Below are 17993 nucleotides of genomic sequence, written 5' to 3' on the forward strand. Positions count from 1 at the left end.
CGGTCTGCTCGCGGTCTACGCTTGCCCGGTGACGGTGGAGCAGCAGGCACGGGGTGCGGCGGGTGCGGGCCGACGCCGGTCCCGCAAGGACGAGATCCTGGAGATCGCGGTCGGTCTGTTCGCCGCCCGCGGCTATCACGGCGTGTCGATGGACGACATCGGTGCGGCAGCAGGGGTGACCGGCCCGGCGCTCTACCACCACTTCGCCGGCAAGGAGGCGATGCTTGCCGCCGCGCTGATCCCGGTCAGCGAGGGGTTGTTGGCCGGCGGCCGGGAACGCGCCGCCGGGCATCCGGACGACCCGCGCGGCGTACTGGAGTCGCTTATCGACTTCCACGTCGAGTTCGCGCTTGCCAACCCTGCGGTGATCGCCCTGCACCTGCACGAGCTGGACCGCCTGCCGGAGGAGCCGCGACGACGGATCCGCCGCCTGCAGCGGATGTACGTCGAGGAGTGGGTGACGGTGCTTACCGCGCTGCACCCGGGCATGCCCGACGGGGAGGCGCGGGTGTTGGCGCACGCCGCGTTCGGCCTGATGAACTCGACCCCGTTCCTCGGTGGCGAGGTGGACCGTCGGCGTCGCGCCGAGCTGCTGCGCGGCGCGACCCTGGCCGCGCTGCTCGCCTGAGCCCCGGCCGCGCTGCTCGCCTGAACCCCGGCTCGTCAGGGGTGGGTCGGTCGTGGTTCCCTGGCATCGTCCCAACATCCGGACGCCGGGAGAAAACATGATCGAGTCACTGCTGGTTGCCAATCGCGGCGAGATCGCCCGCCGGGTCATCCGGACCGCCAAGCGGCTCGGCATCCGCGCGATTGCTGTGTACTCGGAGGCGGACGCCGACCTGCCCTTCGTCGCCGAGGCCGACGAGGCCGTCCTCATCGGCCCGCCGAACCCGGCGCAGAGCTACCGCAACGTCGAGGCGATCCTCGCCGCCGCGAAGTCGACAGGCGCGCAGGCCATCCACCCCGGCTACGGCTTCCTGTCGGAGAACGCCGAGTTCGCCCGTACCGTCGAGGCGAGCGGGCTGATCTGGGTCGGACCCGGCGCGGACGCGATCACCGCGATGGGCGACAAGATCAATGCCCGGAACCTGATGGCCGCGGCCGGCGTCCCGGTCGCGCCCGGCACGACCGACCCGGCCGCCGACCTGGACGCGGCGGTCGCCGCCGCCGCGGAGATCGGCTACCCGGTCATGGTCAAGGCCGCCGCCGGTGGCGGGGGCATGGGCATGGGCGTGGCGGTCGACGAGGCCGCGCTGCGCATCGAGTACGACAAGGTGCGCGCGTTCGCCGAGCGGATGTTCGGCGACGGTTCGGTGTTGATCGAGCGGTACTTCCCCCGGGTACGCCACGTCGAGGTGCAGATCCTCGGCCTGGCCGACGGTCGGGTGGTGGCGCTCGGCGAGCGGGAGTGCTCGGTGCAGCGGCGCAACCAGAAGCTGGTCGAGGAGTCGCCGTCCCCGGCGGTCTCGCCGGAGCTGCGCGCACGCCTCCTGGCCGCGGCGGTACGGGCCGGCGAGGCGGTCGGCTATCGCAACGCGGGCACTGTGGAGTGCCTGTTGGATCCGACGTCCGACGAGTTCTTCTTTCTGGAGATGAACACGCGGCTGCAGGTGGAGCACCCGGTGACCGAGTACGTCTACGGCGTCGACCTGGTGGAGGAGCAGTTGCGGGTGGCCGCCGGCCTCGCCCCGACGTTCGACCCGGACGCGCTCGCGCCGAGCGGGCACGCCATCGAGCTGCGGATCAACGCCGAGGACCCGAAGCGCTTCCTGCCCGGTCCCGGCGTGGTGCGGACCTGGGTGGAGCCCACGGGCGCGGGGGTCCGGGTGGATTCCGGCTACACCGGCGGCAACACGGTCACCCCGTTCTACGACAGCCTGATGGCCAAGCTGATCCTCAGCGGCGACACCCGCGAGCAGGCGATCGAGCGGGCGAGGACGGCGGTCGCCGAGTTCCAGATCGAAGGCCCGAAGAACAACCTCCCCTTCTTCGCCGAGCTGCTGGAGAACGACGAGTTCCTCACCGGCACCTACGACACCGGCATCGTCTCCCGCATGCGCTAACCCCCCCCCGCCCCCCGCCCCCCGCCCCCCCGCCCCCGCTCTCGGTGATCAAGAGATTTGCGTCAGGATTCCGGTCCCGGATGACGCAAACCTCTTGATCACCGAGAGCAGGCCGGAGGGCAGGCCGGAGGGCAGGCCGGAGGGCAGGCCCGGTTTTTTACGGCTGTTGGCGCAGGTTGTGGGGGGTGTCGAGGGGTTGCTGGCGGGGGTGCCAGGGCTGGTCGAGCAGGCGGGGCAGCTCTCCCCTGTTCTGCCCGGGTAGGCCGGGGGAGGCCGTGTCCAGTCGCGGTGCCCGGTAGTGGCTCTGGGCCGGACCACCGGCCCTGGCCTGGCTGGGCGGGAAGTGCCTGGTGTTCGGCGTCGGGGTCGACGAGCCACCCAACGGTTCGCGCTGTCGAGGTAGATCGTCCGACGCGGGGCCGAGGGGCTGGGCCGTCTGGGCGGCCCGCAACTCGCTGACCTCCACCCGGAGGTCGAGGCACTCTCGTTCCAGGTCGGCGATCTTCTGGCGCAGGCACCGTTCGAGATCGCGGCCGTCCCGCAGCTCGGTCCGGTCCTCGGCGCGTTCGTCGCGAACGCCGTTCGGCGGCCTCTCGCCGCGGGCCCGCTCGTACAACTCGGCGAGGTCGACAAGCCACTGCCGTCGGAGCTCCGGCGGCAGCGCGTGCTTCACCACGAGCATCACCGTCTGCCAGGGTGGCCCCTTGCTCTCGGCGGTGAAGTGTCGCGACAGCTTCTTGCGCAGACGGGACTGTTTCCTGCTCCGACTTGCTCGGTCGGGATCGGACTGGGGCGTGTAGATCCGGTCCGCCAGTCTCTGCCAGGTGTCGATCGGCCCGATCTCGGGGCAGGTCTCCACGATGTCGCGGACCGCCAGCGCGTACGCCGACACGGCGGGGTTGTGATAGCGCTGACGGTATTGCGCTTCGAGCGTCGATCGCGGAACCAGTCGGTGTCTTCGGGTGAGTTCTGCTGAGAGTGGCACAGGAGCCTCGGCGTTCACATCGTTCCTTTCAATCCAGTGGTCATGGCGTCCCCGCAAACCGCGCCACGCGGTCCTTCCAAGCTCACATGGCGCCGGATCAACATTTGTACCGCCTCAGATCAAGTAACCGTGTATCCGAGGCTGTGTCGCCAGTCAGATTCTGGCCGGGTGGCTGGCCGGGTCGTCACGATGAACCTGCGTTCAGCCCTTACGCCAGACCAATGTGGCCGGGTCGTGGTCACCGCGCCGCCATCTCTCGTGTTGGCCGGGTAGTCCTGCGGCAACCCGGTCACAAGATCGTCGTGTTCATCGGGTCGGGTCGTTGTCAGGGAGATGGAAACGTCCGACGCCCGATGCAGATTGGTTGGCGGTCGTGGAACTTCCATCGACGTTAACCGCGCCGCAATTGCGGACCGATTGCCGGAGGAAGAGGGATGAACGGTAATGGTGTGTGGCCGCCGAACACACGACGACGAGGGGTCCGCATTCTGCGGAAAGCATCGCTCGGCACCGATGGCGCCGTGGTGATGGCCCTGCTCGTGGGTCGAGAGGGCGCCGCCGCGTGCGCCGGCGCCCTCTCGACCGCACTCCGATGCGCTGCGGAGCTCTTGGAAGGACCGTCGCAGCGCTGACCACCGGAGGCGTCCTGACGGCGGGGTCGAGCCGTTGGCCGGCCCCGCCCGTCACGCCGGCACCAACCTAGCCACCCTGCCGCCCGCAGTTCCATCGTGGTGCCGGTGATGACATCCTTCTGGCCTGATTCATCCCCCGAAGGGCGGTCAGGTGCTGGCCGGAAGTGCCACCTGAACGGCTGGCCAGCGCACAACCTGTCCGTGCCTACAGCGGTGCTGGCGGCTAGACGGGCCGGTGTCGCTACCGTTGCCCCAGCAGAGCAGACAGTGAGGTGACCCCATGACGGACCTGCCGAACTCGGTGTCGATTCGCGAGGTCGGGCCGCGGGACGGGCTGCAGAACGAGGAGCCGATTCCCGTCGACGCCAAGGTGCGGCTGCTCGACGCGCTCTCCGGCACCGGCGTACGCCGGATCGAGGCGGTGTCGTTCGTGCACCCCAGGGCCATCCCGCAGATGGCCGACGCCGACGAGGTGTGGCAGCGGGCCACGAAGGCCGACGGGGTGCGCTACTCGGCGCTGGTGCCGAACACCCGGGGCGCGCAGCGGGCCCTGGCCGCCGGGTTCACCGAGATCGAGGTGGTGGTGTCGGCAAGCGACACGCACAACCGGCGCAACGTGAACCGCTCCACCGACGAGTCGCTCGACGACATCGCCGAGCTGATCGACCTCCTGCACGGCGCCTCGGCGCGGGTCGAGGTGATCGTGGCGACCAGCTTCGGCTGCCCGTACGAGGGGGACATCGACCCGCGGCGGGTCGCCGGCATCGTCGACCGCGTGGTCCGCGACGGCGCGGACCGGGTGGCGTTCGGGGACACGACAGGCATGGCCACTCCGCGTCGGGTCCGCGAGCTGCTGACCGCGGTACGCGACAGCAACGCCCACGTGCCGGTGCTGCTGCACTTCCACAACACCCGGGGCGCCGCGCTGGCCAACCTGCTGACCGCGCTGGAGCTGGGGGTGACCGAGTTCGACGCCAGTGTCGGCGGCCTGGGCGGCTGCCCGTACGCGCCGGGGGCCAGCGGCAACCTCGCCACCGAGGAGGCCGTGCACATGCTGCACGACATGGGCATCGACACAGGCATCGACCTGGATGCCCTGGTCGAGGTGGCCGAGCTGGCCGAGGAGCTGCTCGGCAAGAAGCTGCCGTCCGGCGTGCTGCGGGCGGGTCCGCGTACCCGCCTGACGCCGCTGCCGAGCTGAGGACGCGACGAAGGGGCCGGCGAATACGCCGGCCCCTTCCACCTGCCAGGTCGGTCAGCTCACCGAGGTGAGCATGCTCGGCCAGCTGTCGCGGAAGATGTCCGCGCTGCGGGCGGAGCTGCGCTCGCTGGCGCTGAGCGTGCCGGCGAAGAGGTTGCTCACCCGGTTCGCCTCGGCGCTGCTCGGGTACGGGTTGGTGCAGCTGGTGCCGGCGCTGCCGCCGGACATCAGCAGCGAGCAGTTTCCGTTGTAGTTGTCCGGCAGGCCGAGGATGTGCCCGATCTCGTGGGTCACGATCCGCAGCGGGCTGTACTGCGCGGCCTGCTGCGTGTCGATGTAGACCCGGCCGTTGCCGAGGCTGGTCCGCACGGCGTAGGAGCCGCCGCCGGTGATCTGGTAGATCCGCAGGTTGGAGCCGCAGTTCGCGGAGAGCGTCAGGTTGACTGTGGCGTTGTTCCAGATCGAGGCGGCCTGGTTGGCGGTGCCGGCGTAGGCGCCTGCCTGGCTGGTGTTGTAGCAGATGGTCATCGCGGCGGACGCGGGCGCGGGGTTGGCGACCGTGACGCCGAGCGTGGCACCTGCCGTCGCGACAAACGCGACAGCGAGCCGACCGAGTCGTGAGGTCATCGCTGACTCCTATCCGGGAGGGGGTGTCAGGAGCCTATCCACAGAGATTAATAGATTTCAATGTTTCGAGCGAAGAAGCGTCGGTCGGTCGCGGGTCGCCGGGAGGCACGCGAATGCGATAGCCTAACGATCGTTCAGGTCAGTACGGGCGAGGGAGTCGGCGTGACGCTCGACGGTGAGGCGCTGGAGCAACTGCGCAAGCGGGCCCGGTCCGGCGGCGCGGACAAGTACCACGCGGCAAACGAGGCCAAGGGCAAACTGTTCGCACGCGGTCGCGTCGCGCTGCTCGTCGACGAGGGCTCGTTCGTCGAGGACGGCCTCTACGCCAACGCGCTCGCCGAGGGGCTGCCCGCCGACGGCGTGGTCACCGGCACCGCCACGATCGACGGCCGGCAGGTCTGCCTGATGGCCAACGACTCCACGGTCAAGGCCGGCAGTTGGGGCGCCCGGACCGTCGAGAAGATCATCCGGATCATCGAGCGGGCCTACGGCGCCGGCGTACCGATGGTCTACCTGGTCGACTCCGCCGGCGCCCGGATCACCGACCAGGTCGACCTCTTCCCCGGCCGACGTGGCGCCGGCAAGATCTTCTGGAACCAGGTCCGCGCCTCGGGCTCGATCCCGCAGGTCTGCGCGCTGTTCGGCCCGAGCGCCGCCGGCGGGGCGTACATTCCGGCGTTCTGCGACGTGGTGGCAATGGTCGACGGCAACGCCAGCATGTACCTCGGCTCCGACCGCATGGTCGAGATGGTCACCGGGGAGAAGACCACCCTGGAGGCGATGGGCGGGGCCAAGGTGCACACCGCCGAGTCCGGTGTCGGGCACTTCCTCTGCAAGACCGAGGCCGACGCGCTCGACGTGGTGAAGACCTACCTGTCGTACCTCCCGGCGAACTGGACCCAGGCGCCGCCGGCCGCGCCGGCGGTCGCCGCGCCCGCGAAGGCCGACCTGGCCGCGCTCGTGCCGGCAAGCGAGCGGCAGGCGTTCGACATGCGGCGGTACGTCAAGGGCCTGCTCGACGAGGATTCCTTCTTCGAGATCCAGGCGCTGTGGGCCAAGGAGCTGACCATCGGGTTCGGCCGCCTCGACGGCCAGGTCGTCGGCGTGCTCGGCAACAACTCGATGTTCAAGGGCGGCGTGCTGTTCGTCGACTCGGCCGACAAGGCCACCCGGTTCGTGCAGCTCTGCGACGCGTTCAACGTGCCGCTGCTGTTCCTCAGCGACGTGCCCGGCTTCATGGTGGGCAGCGTGGTGGAGAAGCAGGGCATCATCCGGCACGGCGCCAAGATGATCACCGCGATCTCCGAGGCGACAGTCCCGAAGATCTGCGTGGTGGTCCGCAAGGCGTACGGCGCCGGCCTCTACGCGATGGCCGGCCCCGGCTTCGAGCCGGACGCGACCATCGCGCTGCCCACCGCGAAGATCGCCGTGATGGGCGCCGAGGCCGCCGTGAACGCCGTGTACGCCAACAAGATCGCCGCCATCGCCGACGCGGACGAGCGGGCCGCCTTCGTCGCCGCCAAGCGCGCCGAGTACGAGCAGGACATCGACGTCGTCCGGCTGGCCAGCGAGCTGGTGGTGGACGCCATCGTCGAGCCGCACGACCTGCGTGGCGAGCTGGTCCGCCGCTTCGCCGCCGCCCGTACCAAGGATCGGCACTTCTCCCGGCGTCGGCACGGCGTCACTCCGGTCTGACCCTCGCCCCACCCCACAGCGATCCGCCCCGGCGTCACGAGCGCCGCGGCGGCCGTCCACCCAGGAGGATGAGATGGACTTCCGGCTCACCGACGAACAAACGGCGCTGCGGGAGAGCGTGCGGGACTTCGCGCGCGAGGTGGTCGCGCCGGTCATCGCCGAGCACTACGAGCAGCACACCTTCCCGTACGAGGTGATCCGGCAGATGGGCAAGATGGGCCTGTTCGGCCTGCCCTTCGGCGAGGAGCACGGCGGGATGGGCGGCGACTACTTCGCGTTGTGCCTGGCCCTGGAGGAGCTGGCCCGGGTCGACTCCAGTGTCGCGATCACGCTGGAGGCGGCGGTCTCGCTCGGCGCGATGCCGATCTACCGCTTCGGCACCGAGGAGCAGAAGGCCACCTGGCTGCCGAAGCTGCTCAGCGGAGAGGCCCTGGCCGGCTTCGGCCTCACCGAGCCGGGCACCGGCTCCGACGCCGCAGGCACCCAGACGCGGGCCGTGCTGGACGGCGACGAATGGGTGATCAACGGGTCGAAGGCGTTCATCACCAACTCGGGGACCGACATCACGGCCATGGTCACCGTCACCGCCGTGACCGGCACGAACGCGGACGGCTCCAAGGAGCTGTCGACGATCATCGTGCCCACCGGCACGCCCGGGTTCACGGTGGCGCCCGGTTACTCCAAGGTCGGGTGGACCGCCTCGGACACCCACGAGTTGACCTTCGACGACTGCCGGGTGCCCGCGGCCAACCTCCTCGGCGCCCGTGGTCGAGGGTTCGCCCAGTTCCTGCGGATCCTCGACGAGGGCCGGATCGCCATCGCCGCGCTGGCCGTCGGCCTCGCCCAGGGCTGCGTCGACGAGTCCATCAAGTACGCACAGGAGCGGCAGGCGTTCGGCCGCCCGATCGGTGCCAATCAGGCGATCCAGTTCAAGATCGCCGACATGGAACTGAAGGCGCACACCGCCCGGCTGGCCTACTACGACGCCGCCGCCCGGATGCTGGCCGGTGAGCCGTTCAAGCGGCAGGCCGCCATCGCCAAGCTGCACGCCAGCACCATCGCGGTGGACAACGCCCGGGAGGCGACCCAGATCCACGGCGGCTACGGCTTCATGAACGAGTACCCGGTCGCCCGCTTCTGGCGGGACTCCAAGATCCTGGAGATCGGCGAGGGCACCAGCGAGGTGCAGCGCATGATCATCGCGCGCGACCTGGGCCTCTGACCCACCGCCGAGGGCGAAGCCCCCCGGCAAGCTCTGTCCAAGATCTCTTCGGGCCGGTCGTGGCGGGGGCGCGGGCGGCGGCGTGCGTTGCCGACCGTCCGAGGCTGGGCCGTCGTTCGACGCCGGCTCGGCGTCCGAGGCCGGGCAGTCGCCTGAGGTTGGGCAGTCGTCTGAGGTTGGGCAGTCGTCTGAGGCCGGGTAGTCGTCTGAGGCCGGGCAGTCGTCTGAGGCCGGGTAGTCGTCCGAGGCCGGCCGACTGTGTGAGAGCCCGCTTGGTGTGACGTCGGCTCGTTGTGGCGGGAGTGCCAGCCGTTCGGCTGTCGGATATCGGCGAGCGGGCGTCGGCAGACCGACGTTCGACTGCCGATGGTCGGAGTCGATCCGTACTCTTCGTGCCCATGACTCCGGATCATGATCGGTCGCGGAGCCCGGCCGGTCGTACCGGGCTGCCGGAGCTGCTCCGCGCGCACCGGCGCGCGGCCGGCCTGACCCAGGCGGAGCTGGCGTCCCGTGCCGGGGTCGGCGTGCGGACGGTGCGGGACCTGGAGCGCGGCCGATCGGTCCGGCCGCAGCGCACCACAGTCGAGTTGCTGGCCACGGCGTTGGAGCTGGTCGGTGCCACCCGGGCGGCGTTCCTGGCCACGGCCCGCGGCGCCGCCGGCGGTGAGCAACCCCGACCGGACGTCATCTCGGGCACGCCCGGTGTCACGTCGACGGCCGAAGCGGCCCGGGCCGCCGCTCCGGTCGCCCTCCCACCACCGGTTGCCCTGATCGGCCGCGACCGCGACGTCAGCGAGCTGGCCGGAATGCTGACCGCGGAGCGTGGCCCCCGACTGGTGAGCCTGGTCGGGCTGGCCGGGGTCGGCAAGACCGCGCTCGCGCTCGCCGTAGCCCACGCGGTGGCCCGCCCACACCCGGGCGGTGTGGCGGGCGTGCTGGTGGGCGAGGGCTCGGACGGGCCGGACGTCCTCGCCGCCACGATGACAGTCCTCGGCGCGGCGCGGCTGCCGGAACTCGTCACCCGGCTCGCCGGCCGGCCGGCCCTGCTGGTCATGGACGCGGTCGAGCGTGCCCCCGGCCCGGTGGCCGAGACGCTGCACCGGCTGGGCGTCGTGCTGCCGTCGTTGCGGGTGCTGGTCACCGGACGGCACCCGGTCGGGCTGCCCGGCGAACGGGTCTGGCCGGTCGCTCCGCTCGAGGTGCCACCGCCGGACGCCGAGCACTCCGGGCCGGCCACGCTCGGTTCGTGGCCGGCGGTCGCGCTGTTCACCGCACGGCTCGCCCAGGTCCGTCGGGAGCCGCCGACTCCCGACGAGCTGCCGGCGTTGGCCGCCCTGGTCCGTCGGCTGGGCGGCCTGCCGCTGGCCATCGAGCTGATGGCCGCCCGGGGCCGGCTGCTCGACCTCACCGAACTGCTCGACAGGTACGGCGATCGCGTGCTCGACCTGACCACCTCGGCCGACCCGGCGACCCGTACCCGCTGGGACGGCCCGGAGGCGGCCACCCGCCGCCCGCCTGCCACCGATGCGACGCGGGCGGCGGTGGCGGTGACCCTGCGGGACGCGGTGGCGACCAGCTACCGCCTTCTCGCGCCGGCCGAGAGCGACGCGCTGCGGCGGCTCGCCATGTTCGGTAACCGGTGGTCTGTGGAGTTGGCCGAGGAGATGCTCGCCGACGAGGCCGACCGGGACGGTACGGTGGCAATCGATCCTGTCCCGTTGCTGGATCGCCTCGTCGAGCTTGGGCTGCTGAGCGTTCGCGGCACCGGGCCGTTCCGGTTCCGTCTGCTGGACGCGGTTCGTGACTTCGCCATCGAGCAGGCCGTGGGTGGTGGCGAGCTGACCTGTGTACGGCGTCGGCATGCGGAGGTGGTCGCCCGTCTCGTGGCGCGGACCGCCTCCGACCTGGCCGGCCCCCGGATGCTCGACGCGGTGCACCGGCTCGACGAGGTGAGCAGCGACATCAGTACGGCGCTGGCCCACGCGGCGACCGACGACCCGCTGACCGCGCTCCGTCTGGCGGCCTGCCTGCCCCGCTGGTGGCGCTTCCGGGGGCGCGATGTCGCCGGGCGGCAGTGGCTGCGACGGCTGCTGGCCGATCCCCGGACCGCCGACGCGGACCCGATCCTGCGCGGCTGGGCCAGCCTCGGGGTGGCCCGGCTCGCTGCCGAGCACGGTGCCGAGGTCGACGAGTTGCCGACGGCGCGGGCCGCGTTGGAGACGTTCCGGCAGGCCGGCGACGTGACCGGCGAGCTGGAGGCGCGCAGTGTGCTCGGCGCGCTGCTGACCACCGTCGGCGGGCACGACGAGGCCCGGGAGCAGGCCGAGGCGGTGCTCCGGCTCGCCGCCCGCAATGGCCGGACCCGGGATCTGGCGGTCGCGCAGAACAGCCTCGCCTGGCACGAGATCCGGGTCGGTGACCTGGGCGCGGCTCGCCGTCGGCTGGCCGCCGTGGACCGGCTCGCCGCCGAGGGTGGTGAGCAGCGGTTGCGGGTGCTTGCCTGGGCCAACCGGGCCGAGGTGTCCCGCCTGGAGGGCAGGTACGCCGACGCCGTCGACCAGGGCCGGCGCGCGGCGGCGGCACTGTTCGAGTTGGGTGACCCGGGGCATCGCCGGCGGGTGCTCGGGACTGTCGGGTTGGCGCTCGCGCAGGACGGGCGTGCCGCGGAGGCGACCGAGGTGCTCACCGAGCTGCGCGCGGGGGTCGCCGAGGCGGCAGTTGTCGTGCCGGGGCAGCAGTGGGTGGAGCGGGTCGGGCTCCCGCGACCGCGCTCGGACGAGACGGTGTTGTCCTGGGGTGGGCCGGAGGCGGGTATCTGTGCGCTGATAGAGGGCAACCTGGCACTGCACCGGGGTGACAGGGAACTGGCGGCGGAGTGGTTCGCTGCCGCCGCCGGGGCCGGTCACGATCGGCGGGACGTGGTGGAGGCGCTGGTGGGCCTCGCCGCGAGCACGTCGGACCCGACGGTCCTCGATCGTCTCGACCGGGCCTGCGAGGAGAGTGGCATCCGGCTGCTGCCGCAGGAGGCCGGGCTCCTCTATGCGCTGATGGCCGCGCGGGGCGGGACCGCCGAGCGCTAGTCGGGCACCCGTTGGTGGCCGGTCGAACGGGGAGTGGCGCGAGCGAAGAGCCCCCTTGGTGCTACCCCTCGCTGTTCGCCCGCGCCGTCACCCCCCGGTGATTCCCCGGTGGACGAAGCCTGCCACCGCTGAGGGGGTAGAAGATGCTCTTCAGGAGGTTTGTCCGGTCTGCAACATCACTTCTGCCGGTCTTTCTGCCGGTGCTCCGGCACCTGCGGTCAGGCCGGGTCGCAGTCGTCCGCGTCGGCCATCTCCTGATCGGTGCTGCCGGCGGTGGCACCGGGATGAACGGCGTCCCGCACTCGGCGCAGGCCGTCGAGCAGTGCCGCCAGGGCCTCGGGGTCGAGCTGGCCGGTGAACCACTGCTCGATGATCCGCAGGTGGCCGGGCAGCGTCTCGTCGAGCCGCTGCAGGCCGGCGGCGGTGACCACCGCGTACGAGCTGCGGCGATCGTTCGGGCAGGCTCGACGGGTGAGCAGCCCGTCGCGTTCCATCCGGTCCACCACACGGGTCACCCCGCTTGTGGACAGTGACGTCTGCGCAGCGAGGTCGGTCATCCGCAGCTGTTTGCCCGGCGAGCGGGCCAGTCGGGTGATCACTTCGAACTCGACCGCGGAGAGGTCGTGCTCCTCGAATTGGGCGGCGAACCGGGCCGAGAGCCCGGCGTGGACCTCGTAGAGGAGGCCAACCGCGGTGATCCGGGGGTCGTCGAACACGTTTGTCACTCGTTAATCCTACCAGTCCTTGACAGAGGGAATGTTGTTGCGGTTATATTTGCTCAAGCAGTCGTTGGGCTACTAAACAATCTTCTGGAGGCACCAGCATGACCAGCAGCATCGATGCGGTTACCCGCGACTGGGACGGTCTCACCATCCCGGCGGCAGGCACCTATGTGCTGGACGCGGCGCACAAGCGGGTCGGCTTCGTCGCCCGGCACATGATGGTGAGCAAGGTCCGCGGTGAGTTCAAGGAGGCGACCGCCACCATCACCGTCGCCGAGGACCCGCTGCAGTCCTCGGTCGTCGCGACCATCCAGGGTGCCAGCATCGACACCACCCAGGGCGACCGGGACGCGCACCTGCGCAGCCCCGAGTTCCTGGACGCCGAGAAGTACCCGACCCTGGAGTTCCGCAGCACCGGCGTCAAGTCCCGCAGCGGCAGCGAGTTCGTGCTCACCGGTGAGCTGACCATCAAGGACGTCACCCGTCCGGTCGAGCTGGAGGTCGAGTTCGAGGGCGTGGGTCGCAGCCCGTTCGGCCAGGACATCTTCGGCTTCTCCGCGAGCACCGAGATCGACCGCGAGGAGTTCGGTCTGACCTGGAACGTCACCCTGGAGACCGGTGGCGTGCTGGTCGGCAAGAAGATCAAGATCGAGATCGAGGGCGAGGCCGTCCGCCAGGCCTGATCCCACGGATCACCGGTACGCCGGGCCCGCGCCGCACGTCGGCGCGGGCCCGGCGCCAGCTATGCCGTACGCGTGTGAATTGTCACGACTTGTTGGCACCCCGGCGGGGTGCGGTGCCGCGGGTTCGGGGTAGAGATGGCGCCACGAGCGCATCCGCTCCGGCCGGCGTCGGAACACCGTCGTCGGCCTCTGGCCCTGGCCAGGTGAGCGCTCTTACCGTTGATGGTTCACAATGCGCTTTCCGGGACGGCAGGATCCCGACCGCGCCGGCGTCGGGAGGACACATGGGCAGGGACGTCTCGCAGGGCGCCTTCTCCCGGGAGGACCGCGTCCGCTACCGGCAGAAGGTCCGGCGGTGCCTGGACGTCTTCGCCCTGATGCTCGACGACTTCGGATTCGACGCCGACCGGCCGATGACCGGCCTGGAGATCGAGCTGAACCTGGTCGACTCGGAGGCCGAGCCGGCGATGCGCAACGAGGAGATCCTCGCCGACATCGCCGATCCGCTGTTCCAGACCGAGTTGGGGCAGTTCAACCTGGAGTTGAACGCCGAGCCGCGACTGATCGAGGGCACCGGTTTCGCCAACTACGAACACGACCTGCGGAGCAGCCTCAGCCGGGCCGACGAGCGCGCGGCCAAGTCCGACGCGAAGATCGTCCTGGTCGGCATCCTGCCCACCCTCACCGAGGGCCACCTGGTCGAGGACAATCTCTCCACAAACGAGCGCTACCGGGTGCTCAACGACCAGATCGTCGGTGCCCGGGGCGAGGCCATCGAACTCGACATCCGTGGCGTCGAGCAGTTGCGGACGCACACCGACTCGATCGCCCCCGAGGCCGCCTGCACAAGTCTCCAGTTCCACCTCCAGGTCGCGCCGGACAGCTTCGCCGACTACTGGAACGCGTCCCAGGCCATCGCCGGAGTGCAGGTGGCCGTCGGGGCGAACTCGCCCTTCCTGTACGGCCGCCAACTCTGGGCCGAGACCCGGATCGCCCTGTTCAAGCAGGCCACCGACACCCGCCCGGAAGAGCTCAAGGCTCAGGGCGTACGCCCCCGGGTCTGGTTCGGAGAACGGTGGATCACCTCGATCTTCGACCTGTTCGAGGAGAACGTCAGGTACTTCCCGCCGCTGCTGCCGATCTGCGAGGACGAGGACCCGGTGGAGGTGCTGCACGCCGGCGGAGTGCCCCAACTGGGCGAGCTGCGGCTGCACAACGGCACCGTCTACCGCTGGAACCGCCCGGTCTACGACATCATGAACGACCGCCCGCACCTGCGGGTGGAGAATCGCGTGCTGCCCGCCGGACCGACCGTGGTGGACATGCTGGCCAACGCGGCCTTCTACTTCGGGCTGGTCCGTGGTCTGGCCGAGGCGGACCGGCCGATCTGGAGTCAGCTCACGTTCAGCTCGGCCGAGGAGAACTTCCACGCGGCGGCCCGACGTGGTCTGGACGCCGTGCTGCACTGGCCCCGGTTCGGTGACGTGCCGGTCACCAAGCTGGTGTTGGAGCACCTGCTGCCCGTCGCCGCGACCGGCCTGGACGGGTTCGGCGTCGACCCGGCGCAGCGGGACCGGCTGCTCGGCATCATCGAGCAGCGCTGTCGTACCGGCCGCAACGGCGCCGTCTGGCAGACCGAGGCGGTCTGGGCGGCGGAGCGCCACCGGGGCATGGACCGCAGCGCCGCGCTGCACCAGATGGTGCAGCGCTACGCGGAACTCCAGCGCGGCAACGAACCGGTCCACACCTGGCCCGTCGACTGATCCCCACCGCACCGCCGAGGTCGGCCCGGGGTCAGTCGGTGGGGCGGGTGCTCCTACGGGGTGGGCGGGCGCGCCGAGGTGGCGTGTCCTCGTTTGCCCCGGTAGTGGCGGATTCGGCCGGTGCCGCGTCGTCCGGGGCCGGCCGAGGCGCCGGCACCCGAGGCGCGGCGGTCGCGTCGCCCGAGCGGGACTCCGCCCTGGTCGCCGGTGACGCGGTCGCGGTCCTGCCGCGCCGAGGCGCCGCGCCGGCCGAGGTGTCCGTCGCCGGCCCAGCGCCGTCCGGCCCAGCGTCGTCGGGGGGCGTCGGTACTGTCGCGTTGGCCGAGGCGGGGTCGATCCGAGCGCTCGGCCGGGTGGCCGGATCGGGCTCGATCGGTGCGGTCGGGACGGGCTGCGTACCTGCGGCGGCTGACCGTCGGTGGGCAGCGCGTCTGCGGCCGGCCCGCTCGGCGAGGACGGCGGCCAGTATCGAGCCGCCGACACCGGCGATCACCGCGTACGGGGCGATGATCTGGGTGGAGAACTGCGCGGGCCCCAGGGTGGCCCAGCGCGGCACAGTGGTCAGGTAGGCGAGCGCGACGAGCAGCGGGCCGGCCGCGCCGGAGGCCGCCGCGCCGATCCGGTGCCCGCCGGACCGCGCGCCGCCCCGGGCGACGAGCGCACCGATCAGGAGCGCGGGTACGAGTGCCAGCAGCGCGCCGGGCCAGTAGAGCTGGCCCCCGATCCAGTACCGCGCGTGGTCCGGATCGAGCTGCCACGTGCCGAGCTGAGCGCCGGTGAGCCCGCGTCCGACGCGTACCCCGTCGATGACCGAGACCACCGCGAGCAGCCAGAGCCAGGCGGCCGTCGCGGTGACGTTGAGCGCGGCGGTGCGGGAACGCAGCGCCCAGAGCGCGACGAAGACGCCGATCAGGATGCCAAGCGCCGCGTGCAGGGCGGCTACCCGTTGCGGCGTGCCGGTGTCGGCACCCGCGGCGACCCGCGCCGGTACGGCAACCAGCAGCACGGTGACCAGCCCACCGAGCCCGGCGCCGAGCGCAAGTGACAGCCTGCGGAACAGGCTGCCGCGCTCGTCGGGCAGCGTGTCGGCCACCGGTGCCGGCCGGTCGACGGTCGAGGTCGGCCGGTCGATCACCGCGTCGGCGCCCTCGACTCGGGCCGGCCGTCCATCGTCGAGCGCCGCCGGCTGCGGCGGCGCGGCCCCGGTCGCCGGGGCGGGCGACGTCGGCTCGGCATCGGCCGGGATGTCAACCCGGGGAGGTTCGGAACGCTTGTGCAGTCGCTGCGCGCATACCGCGCCGAGCACCGTCGAGCTGGCGGCGAGCCAGGTGGCCCATGCGAGGCCGTCCGCCCAGGCCGTGTCGTTGGCCCCGGCGTCGGTGGGCGTCCAGGTGATGACGCCGAGCCCGTAGCCGAAGCCGAGCTGTGCGGCACCCGCGCCGGCAGCGACCCCGATCGCCGTCACGATCGATACTCCCCAGCCCCGTCTGGCCATGCCGGGCAGCGTAACGTCCCGTCGTCGGTGCGGCGAGTCGCAGTGACCCGCCGGTATGGACCGTCGGCACAACGTGATGGGCGGCGAGCGGTACGGTCGCCGATGATGAGGCGGTGGGCGGTATGACGGACGCGAACACGGGTCGGCAGGATTCCGCAGGCGGCCAGGCCGGCGGCGGCGGCGGGAGCCGGGCCAGCGTGCTGCTCGGTGGCGGGCTGGTCGCGGTGCTGCTGGCGGTTGTCGGTGCGACAGGCGGCTGGCTGTTGGCCGGCGAGGACGACGAAGCTCCACCGAGCCCGCAGGCGGTGGCCACCACGGCGGGTACGCCGACCGGCCGGGCCACCTCGTCGCGGCCGACCACCGGCCGGACCACCCCCTCCGCAGCCCGGACGACGGCCTCCACGACGAAGGGGACCGGGCTGACCGTGCCACCTGTGGTCGGCGCCGACTTCGAGCAGGCACGCGAGATGCTGCGTGAGCAGCGGTTGGGCTGGCGTCTGGTCTTCGGGGGCGGCACCGGCCGCACGGTGGAGAGCGCCTCGCCGGCCGTGGGCACCGCGGTGGCCCGGGGCACCACGGTCCAGCTCCAGGTGGCCGGTCCGGCCCCCGCCGCCGAGGTGCCGGACGTGGTCGGCGAGCATTGCGACAAGGCGGCCGACGAGCTGGTCGAGAAGGGCCTCTACCCGCGTTACCGCAGTGGGCGCAGCGGGAAGGTCAGCCGGCAGGAACCGGCCGAGGACGGCCCGGCCCGCTGGAACGACGAGGTCAGCATCTGGTGTGGGGCGGTTGCCCCGCCAGGTCTCCCGACCACGAAGCCCACCCTCTGACCCGCCCCGCCGCATCGCCGGCGGGTCGGGCGTCGGAAATCGGGCTGTCCGGAGTGCCGGGACACCGCGACTTCACCAAAACCGAGCCGATCAATGCCGGCCCATGTCGACGTGGGCGGTTAGGTTGACGGTCGAGGGCCATGGCGCCTGCCCGGTTCGGGAAAGGACGTGCGATGAGCGACGACCGCCAGGAGCCGCCGGCCGGGGAGCCCGAGGACGACCGGACGCGCCCCCTGCCGCCCCCCGGCGGCAACCGGCCGCAGCCACCGGAACCCACCGGGTCGCCGGACGAGACGATGCCGATCGACCGGGCCGCGTCGGGTGGTCGTGGTGGGTCGCCGGACGAGACGATGCCGATCGACCGGGCCGCCTCGGTGCCGCCGGGTGACCGGACGGCGTCGATGCCTGTGGAGCGGTCGACGACGCCGCCGTGGTCCGGGCGGGCCGAGGTGCGGGCGCCCCGACCGGCCGAACCGGCCGCGGACTGGTACGTCGAGGAGCAGGGTGGCAGGCGTTGGTGGCTGCCGATCCTCTGGGGCGTACTCGCGCTGCTGCTCGCCGGGCTGCTCGGGGCGGCGCTGTGGGTGGTGCTCACCGCGCGGGACGACGACTCCGAGGACCCGGCGACGCCTTCTGCCCCGCCGCCCAGTGCCACCGCCGCGCCGAGCAGCAGCGCCCCGACCTCGGCGGCGCCCAGCAGCGCGACGCCGAGCAGCCCGGCGGCGACCACCGAGGAGGCGCAGATACCGGTGCCCCCACTGACCGGCCTGACGCAGGCCACCGCCGAAGGGCTGCTGGACCGGCTCGGCCTGAGCTACCGAGTGGTGTACCGCCCGTCCGAGCTGCCGCCCGGGACGGTGGTGAGCACCGACCCGGAGGCCGGCACGACGGTGCGGACCGACGAGGAGGTGCTGGTGGTGATCTCCCAGGCTCGGCCCTCGACCGGGACCAGCCCGACCGGTCCGAGTCCGACGGTGACGACCACCGGGTGACCGATG

13 protein-coding genes and 2 pseudogenes are annotated in these 17993 nt (G+C 71.7%); 11 read left to right on the forward strand and 4 right to left on the reverse strand.

The features are described from left to right. The first annotated feature begins 28 nt into the window (after positions 1-28). Positions 29-628 carry a TetR/AcrR family transcriptional regulator gene (locus OOJ91_RS21485; protein WP_007454080.1) on the forward strand — a complete coding sequence of 200 codons (600 nt, stop codon included), beginning with the start codon at positions 29-31 and terminating at the stop codon, positions 626-628. A gap of 97 nt (positions 629-725) precedes the next feature. Continuing rightward, a complete protein-coding gene (locus OOJ91_RS21490) occupies positions 726-2063 on the forward strand; it encodes an acetyl-CoA carboxylase biotin carboxylase subunit (protein WP_266247585.1) in 1338 nt (445 codons plus the stop codon). 157 nt (positions 2064-2220) lie between these two features. Here OOJ91_RS21490 and OOJ91_RS21495 read toward each other — a convergent pair whose 3' ends face one another. After that, a complete protein-coding gene (locus OOJ91_RS21495; protein ID WP_266247588.1) occupies positions 2221-2955 on the reverse strand; it encodes a hypothetical protein in 735 nt (244 codons plus the stop codon). A 1005-nt stretch (positions 2956-3960) separates the two neighbouring features. Between OOJ91_RS21495 and OOJ91_RS21500 the strand changes: the two genes are divergently transcribed. Next, entirely contained in the window at positions 3961-4881 is a 921-nt protein-coding gene (locus OOJ91_RS21500) for a hydroxymethylglutaryl-CoA lyase (protein ID WP_266247591.1), read from the forward strand. Between the two features lie 54 nt (positions 4882-4935). On the opposite strand, the gene OOJ91_RS21505 is transcribed toward OOJ91_RS21500, so the two are convergent. After that, positions 4936-5508 carry a snapalysin family zinc-dependent metalloprotease gene (locus tag OOJ91_RS21505; RefSeq protein WP_266247592.1) on the reverse strand — a complete coding sequence of 191 codons (573 nt, stop codon included), beginning with the start codon at positions 5506-5508 and terminating at the stop codon, positions 4936-4938. Positions 5509-5670: 162 nt separating this feature from the next. Between OOJ91_RS21505 and OOJ91_RS21510 the strand changes: the two genes are divergently transcribed. The 4 genes and pseudogenes from OOJ91_RS21510 to OOJ91_RS21520 form a co-directional block, all read left to right on the forward strand. Continuing rightward, positions 5671-7203, forward strand: a complete 1533-nt coding sequence (locus tag OOJ91_RS21510; protein WP_266247594.1) for an acyl-CoA carboxylase subunit beta — start codon at positions 5671-5673, stop codon at positions 7201-7203. A gap of 73 nt (positions 7204-7276) precedes the next feature. Next, positions 7277-8425 (forward strand): acyl-CoA dehydrogenase family protein, encoded by a 1149-nt coding sequence (locus OOJ91_RS21515; protein ID WP_266247596.1) that lies wholly within the window; start codon positions 7277-7279, stop codon positions 8423-8425. 398 nt (positions 8426-8823) lie between these two features. After that, positions 8824-9076, forward strand: a pseudogene (locus tag OOJ91_RS34625) (helix-turn-helix domain-containing protein); the annotation flags it as partial. A gap of 89 nt (positions 9077-9165) precedes the next feature. Beyond that, positions 9166-11505: pseudogene (locus tag OOJ91_RS21520) on the forward strand (ATP-binding protein); the annotation flags it as partial. Positions 11506-11723: 218 nt separating this feature from the next. On the opposite strand, the gene OOJ91_RS21525 reads toward OOJ91_RS21520, so the two are convergent. After that, on the reverse strand, positions 11724-12230 hold the full coding sequence (locus OOJ91_RS21525; protein ID WP_266247599.1) for a MarR family winged helix-turn-helix transcriptional regulator: 507 nt from the start codon (positions 12228-12230) through the stop codon (positions 11724-11726). A gap of 98 nt (positions 12231-12328) precedes the next feature. Here OOJ91_RS21525 and OOJ91_RS21530 point away from each other — a divergent pair, with 98 nt between their 5' ends. Both OOJ91_RS21530 and OOJ91_RS21535 read left to right on the forward strand, forming a co-directional pair. Then, positions 12329-12910, forward strand: coding sequence for a YceI family protein (locus OOJ91_RS21530; RefSeq protein WP_266247600.1), 582 nt, complete (start codon positions 12329-12331; stop codon positions 12908-12910). 284 nt (positions 12911-13194) lie between these two features. Next, positions 13195-14673 carry a glutamate--cysteine ligase gene (locus tag OOJ91_RS21535; protein ID WP_266247601.1) on the forward strand — a complete coding sequence of 493 codons (1479 nt, stop codon included), beginning with the start codon at positions 13195-13197 and terminating at the stop codon, positions 14671-14673. Positions 14674-14704: 31 nt separating this feature from the next. On the opposite strand, the gene OOJ91_RS21540 is transcribed toward OOJ91_RS21535, so the two are convergent. Then, on the reverse strand, positions 14705-16138 hold the full coding sequence (locus OOJ91_RS21540) for a hypothetical protein (RefSeq protein ID WP_439117089.1): 1434 nt from the start codon (positions 16136-16138) through the stop codon (positions 14705-14707). Positions 16139-16290: 152 nt separating this feature from the next. On the opposite strand from OOJ91_RS21540, the gene OOJ91_RS21545 reads away from it, so the two are divergent. Both OOJ91_RS21545 and OOJ91_RS21550 read left to right on the forward strand, forming a co-directional pair. Then, the gene (locus OOJ91_RS21545) at positions 16291-16995 is read left to right on the forward strand and encodes a PASTA domain-containing protein (protein ID WP_266247603.1); all 705 of its coding nucleotides are present in this window, start codon (positions 16291-16293) and stop codon (positions 16993-16995) included. 173 nt (positions 16996-17168) lie between these two features. Beyond that, a complete protein-coding gene (locus OOJ91_RS21550; RefSeq protein WP_266247606.1) occupies positions 17169-17987 on the forward strand; it encodes a PASTA domain-containing protein in 819 nt (272 codons plus the stop codon). The last annotated feature ends 6 nt before the right edge of the window (positions 17988-17993 follow it).

The sequence above is a fragment of the Micromonospora lupini genome (genome assembly GCF_026342015.1).
Taxonomy (GTDB): Bacteria; Actinomycetota; Actinomycetes; order Mycobacteriales; family Micromonosporaceae; genus Micromonospora; species Micromonospora lupini_B.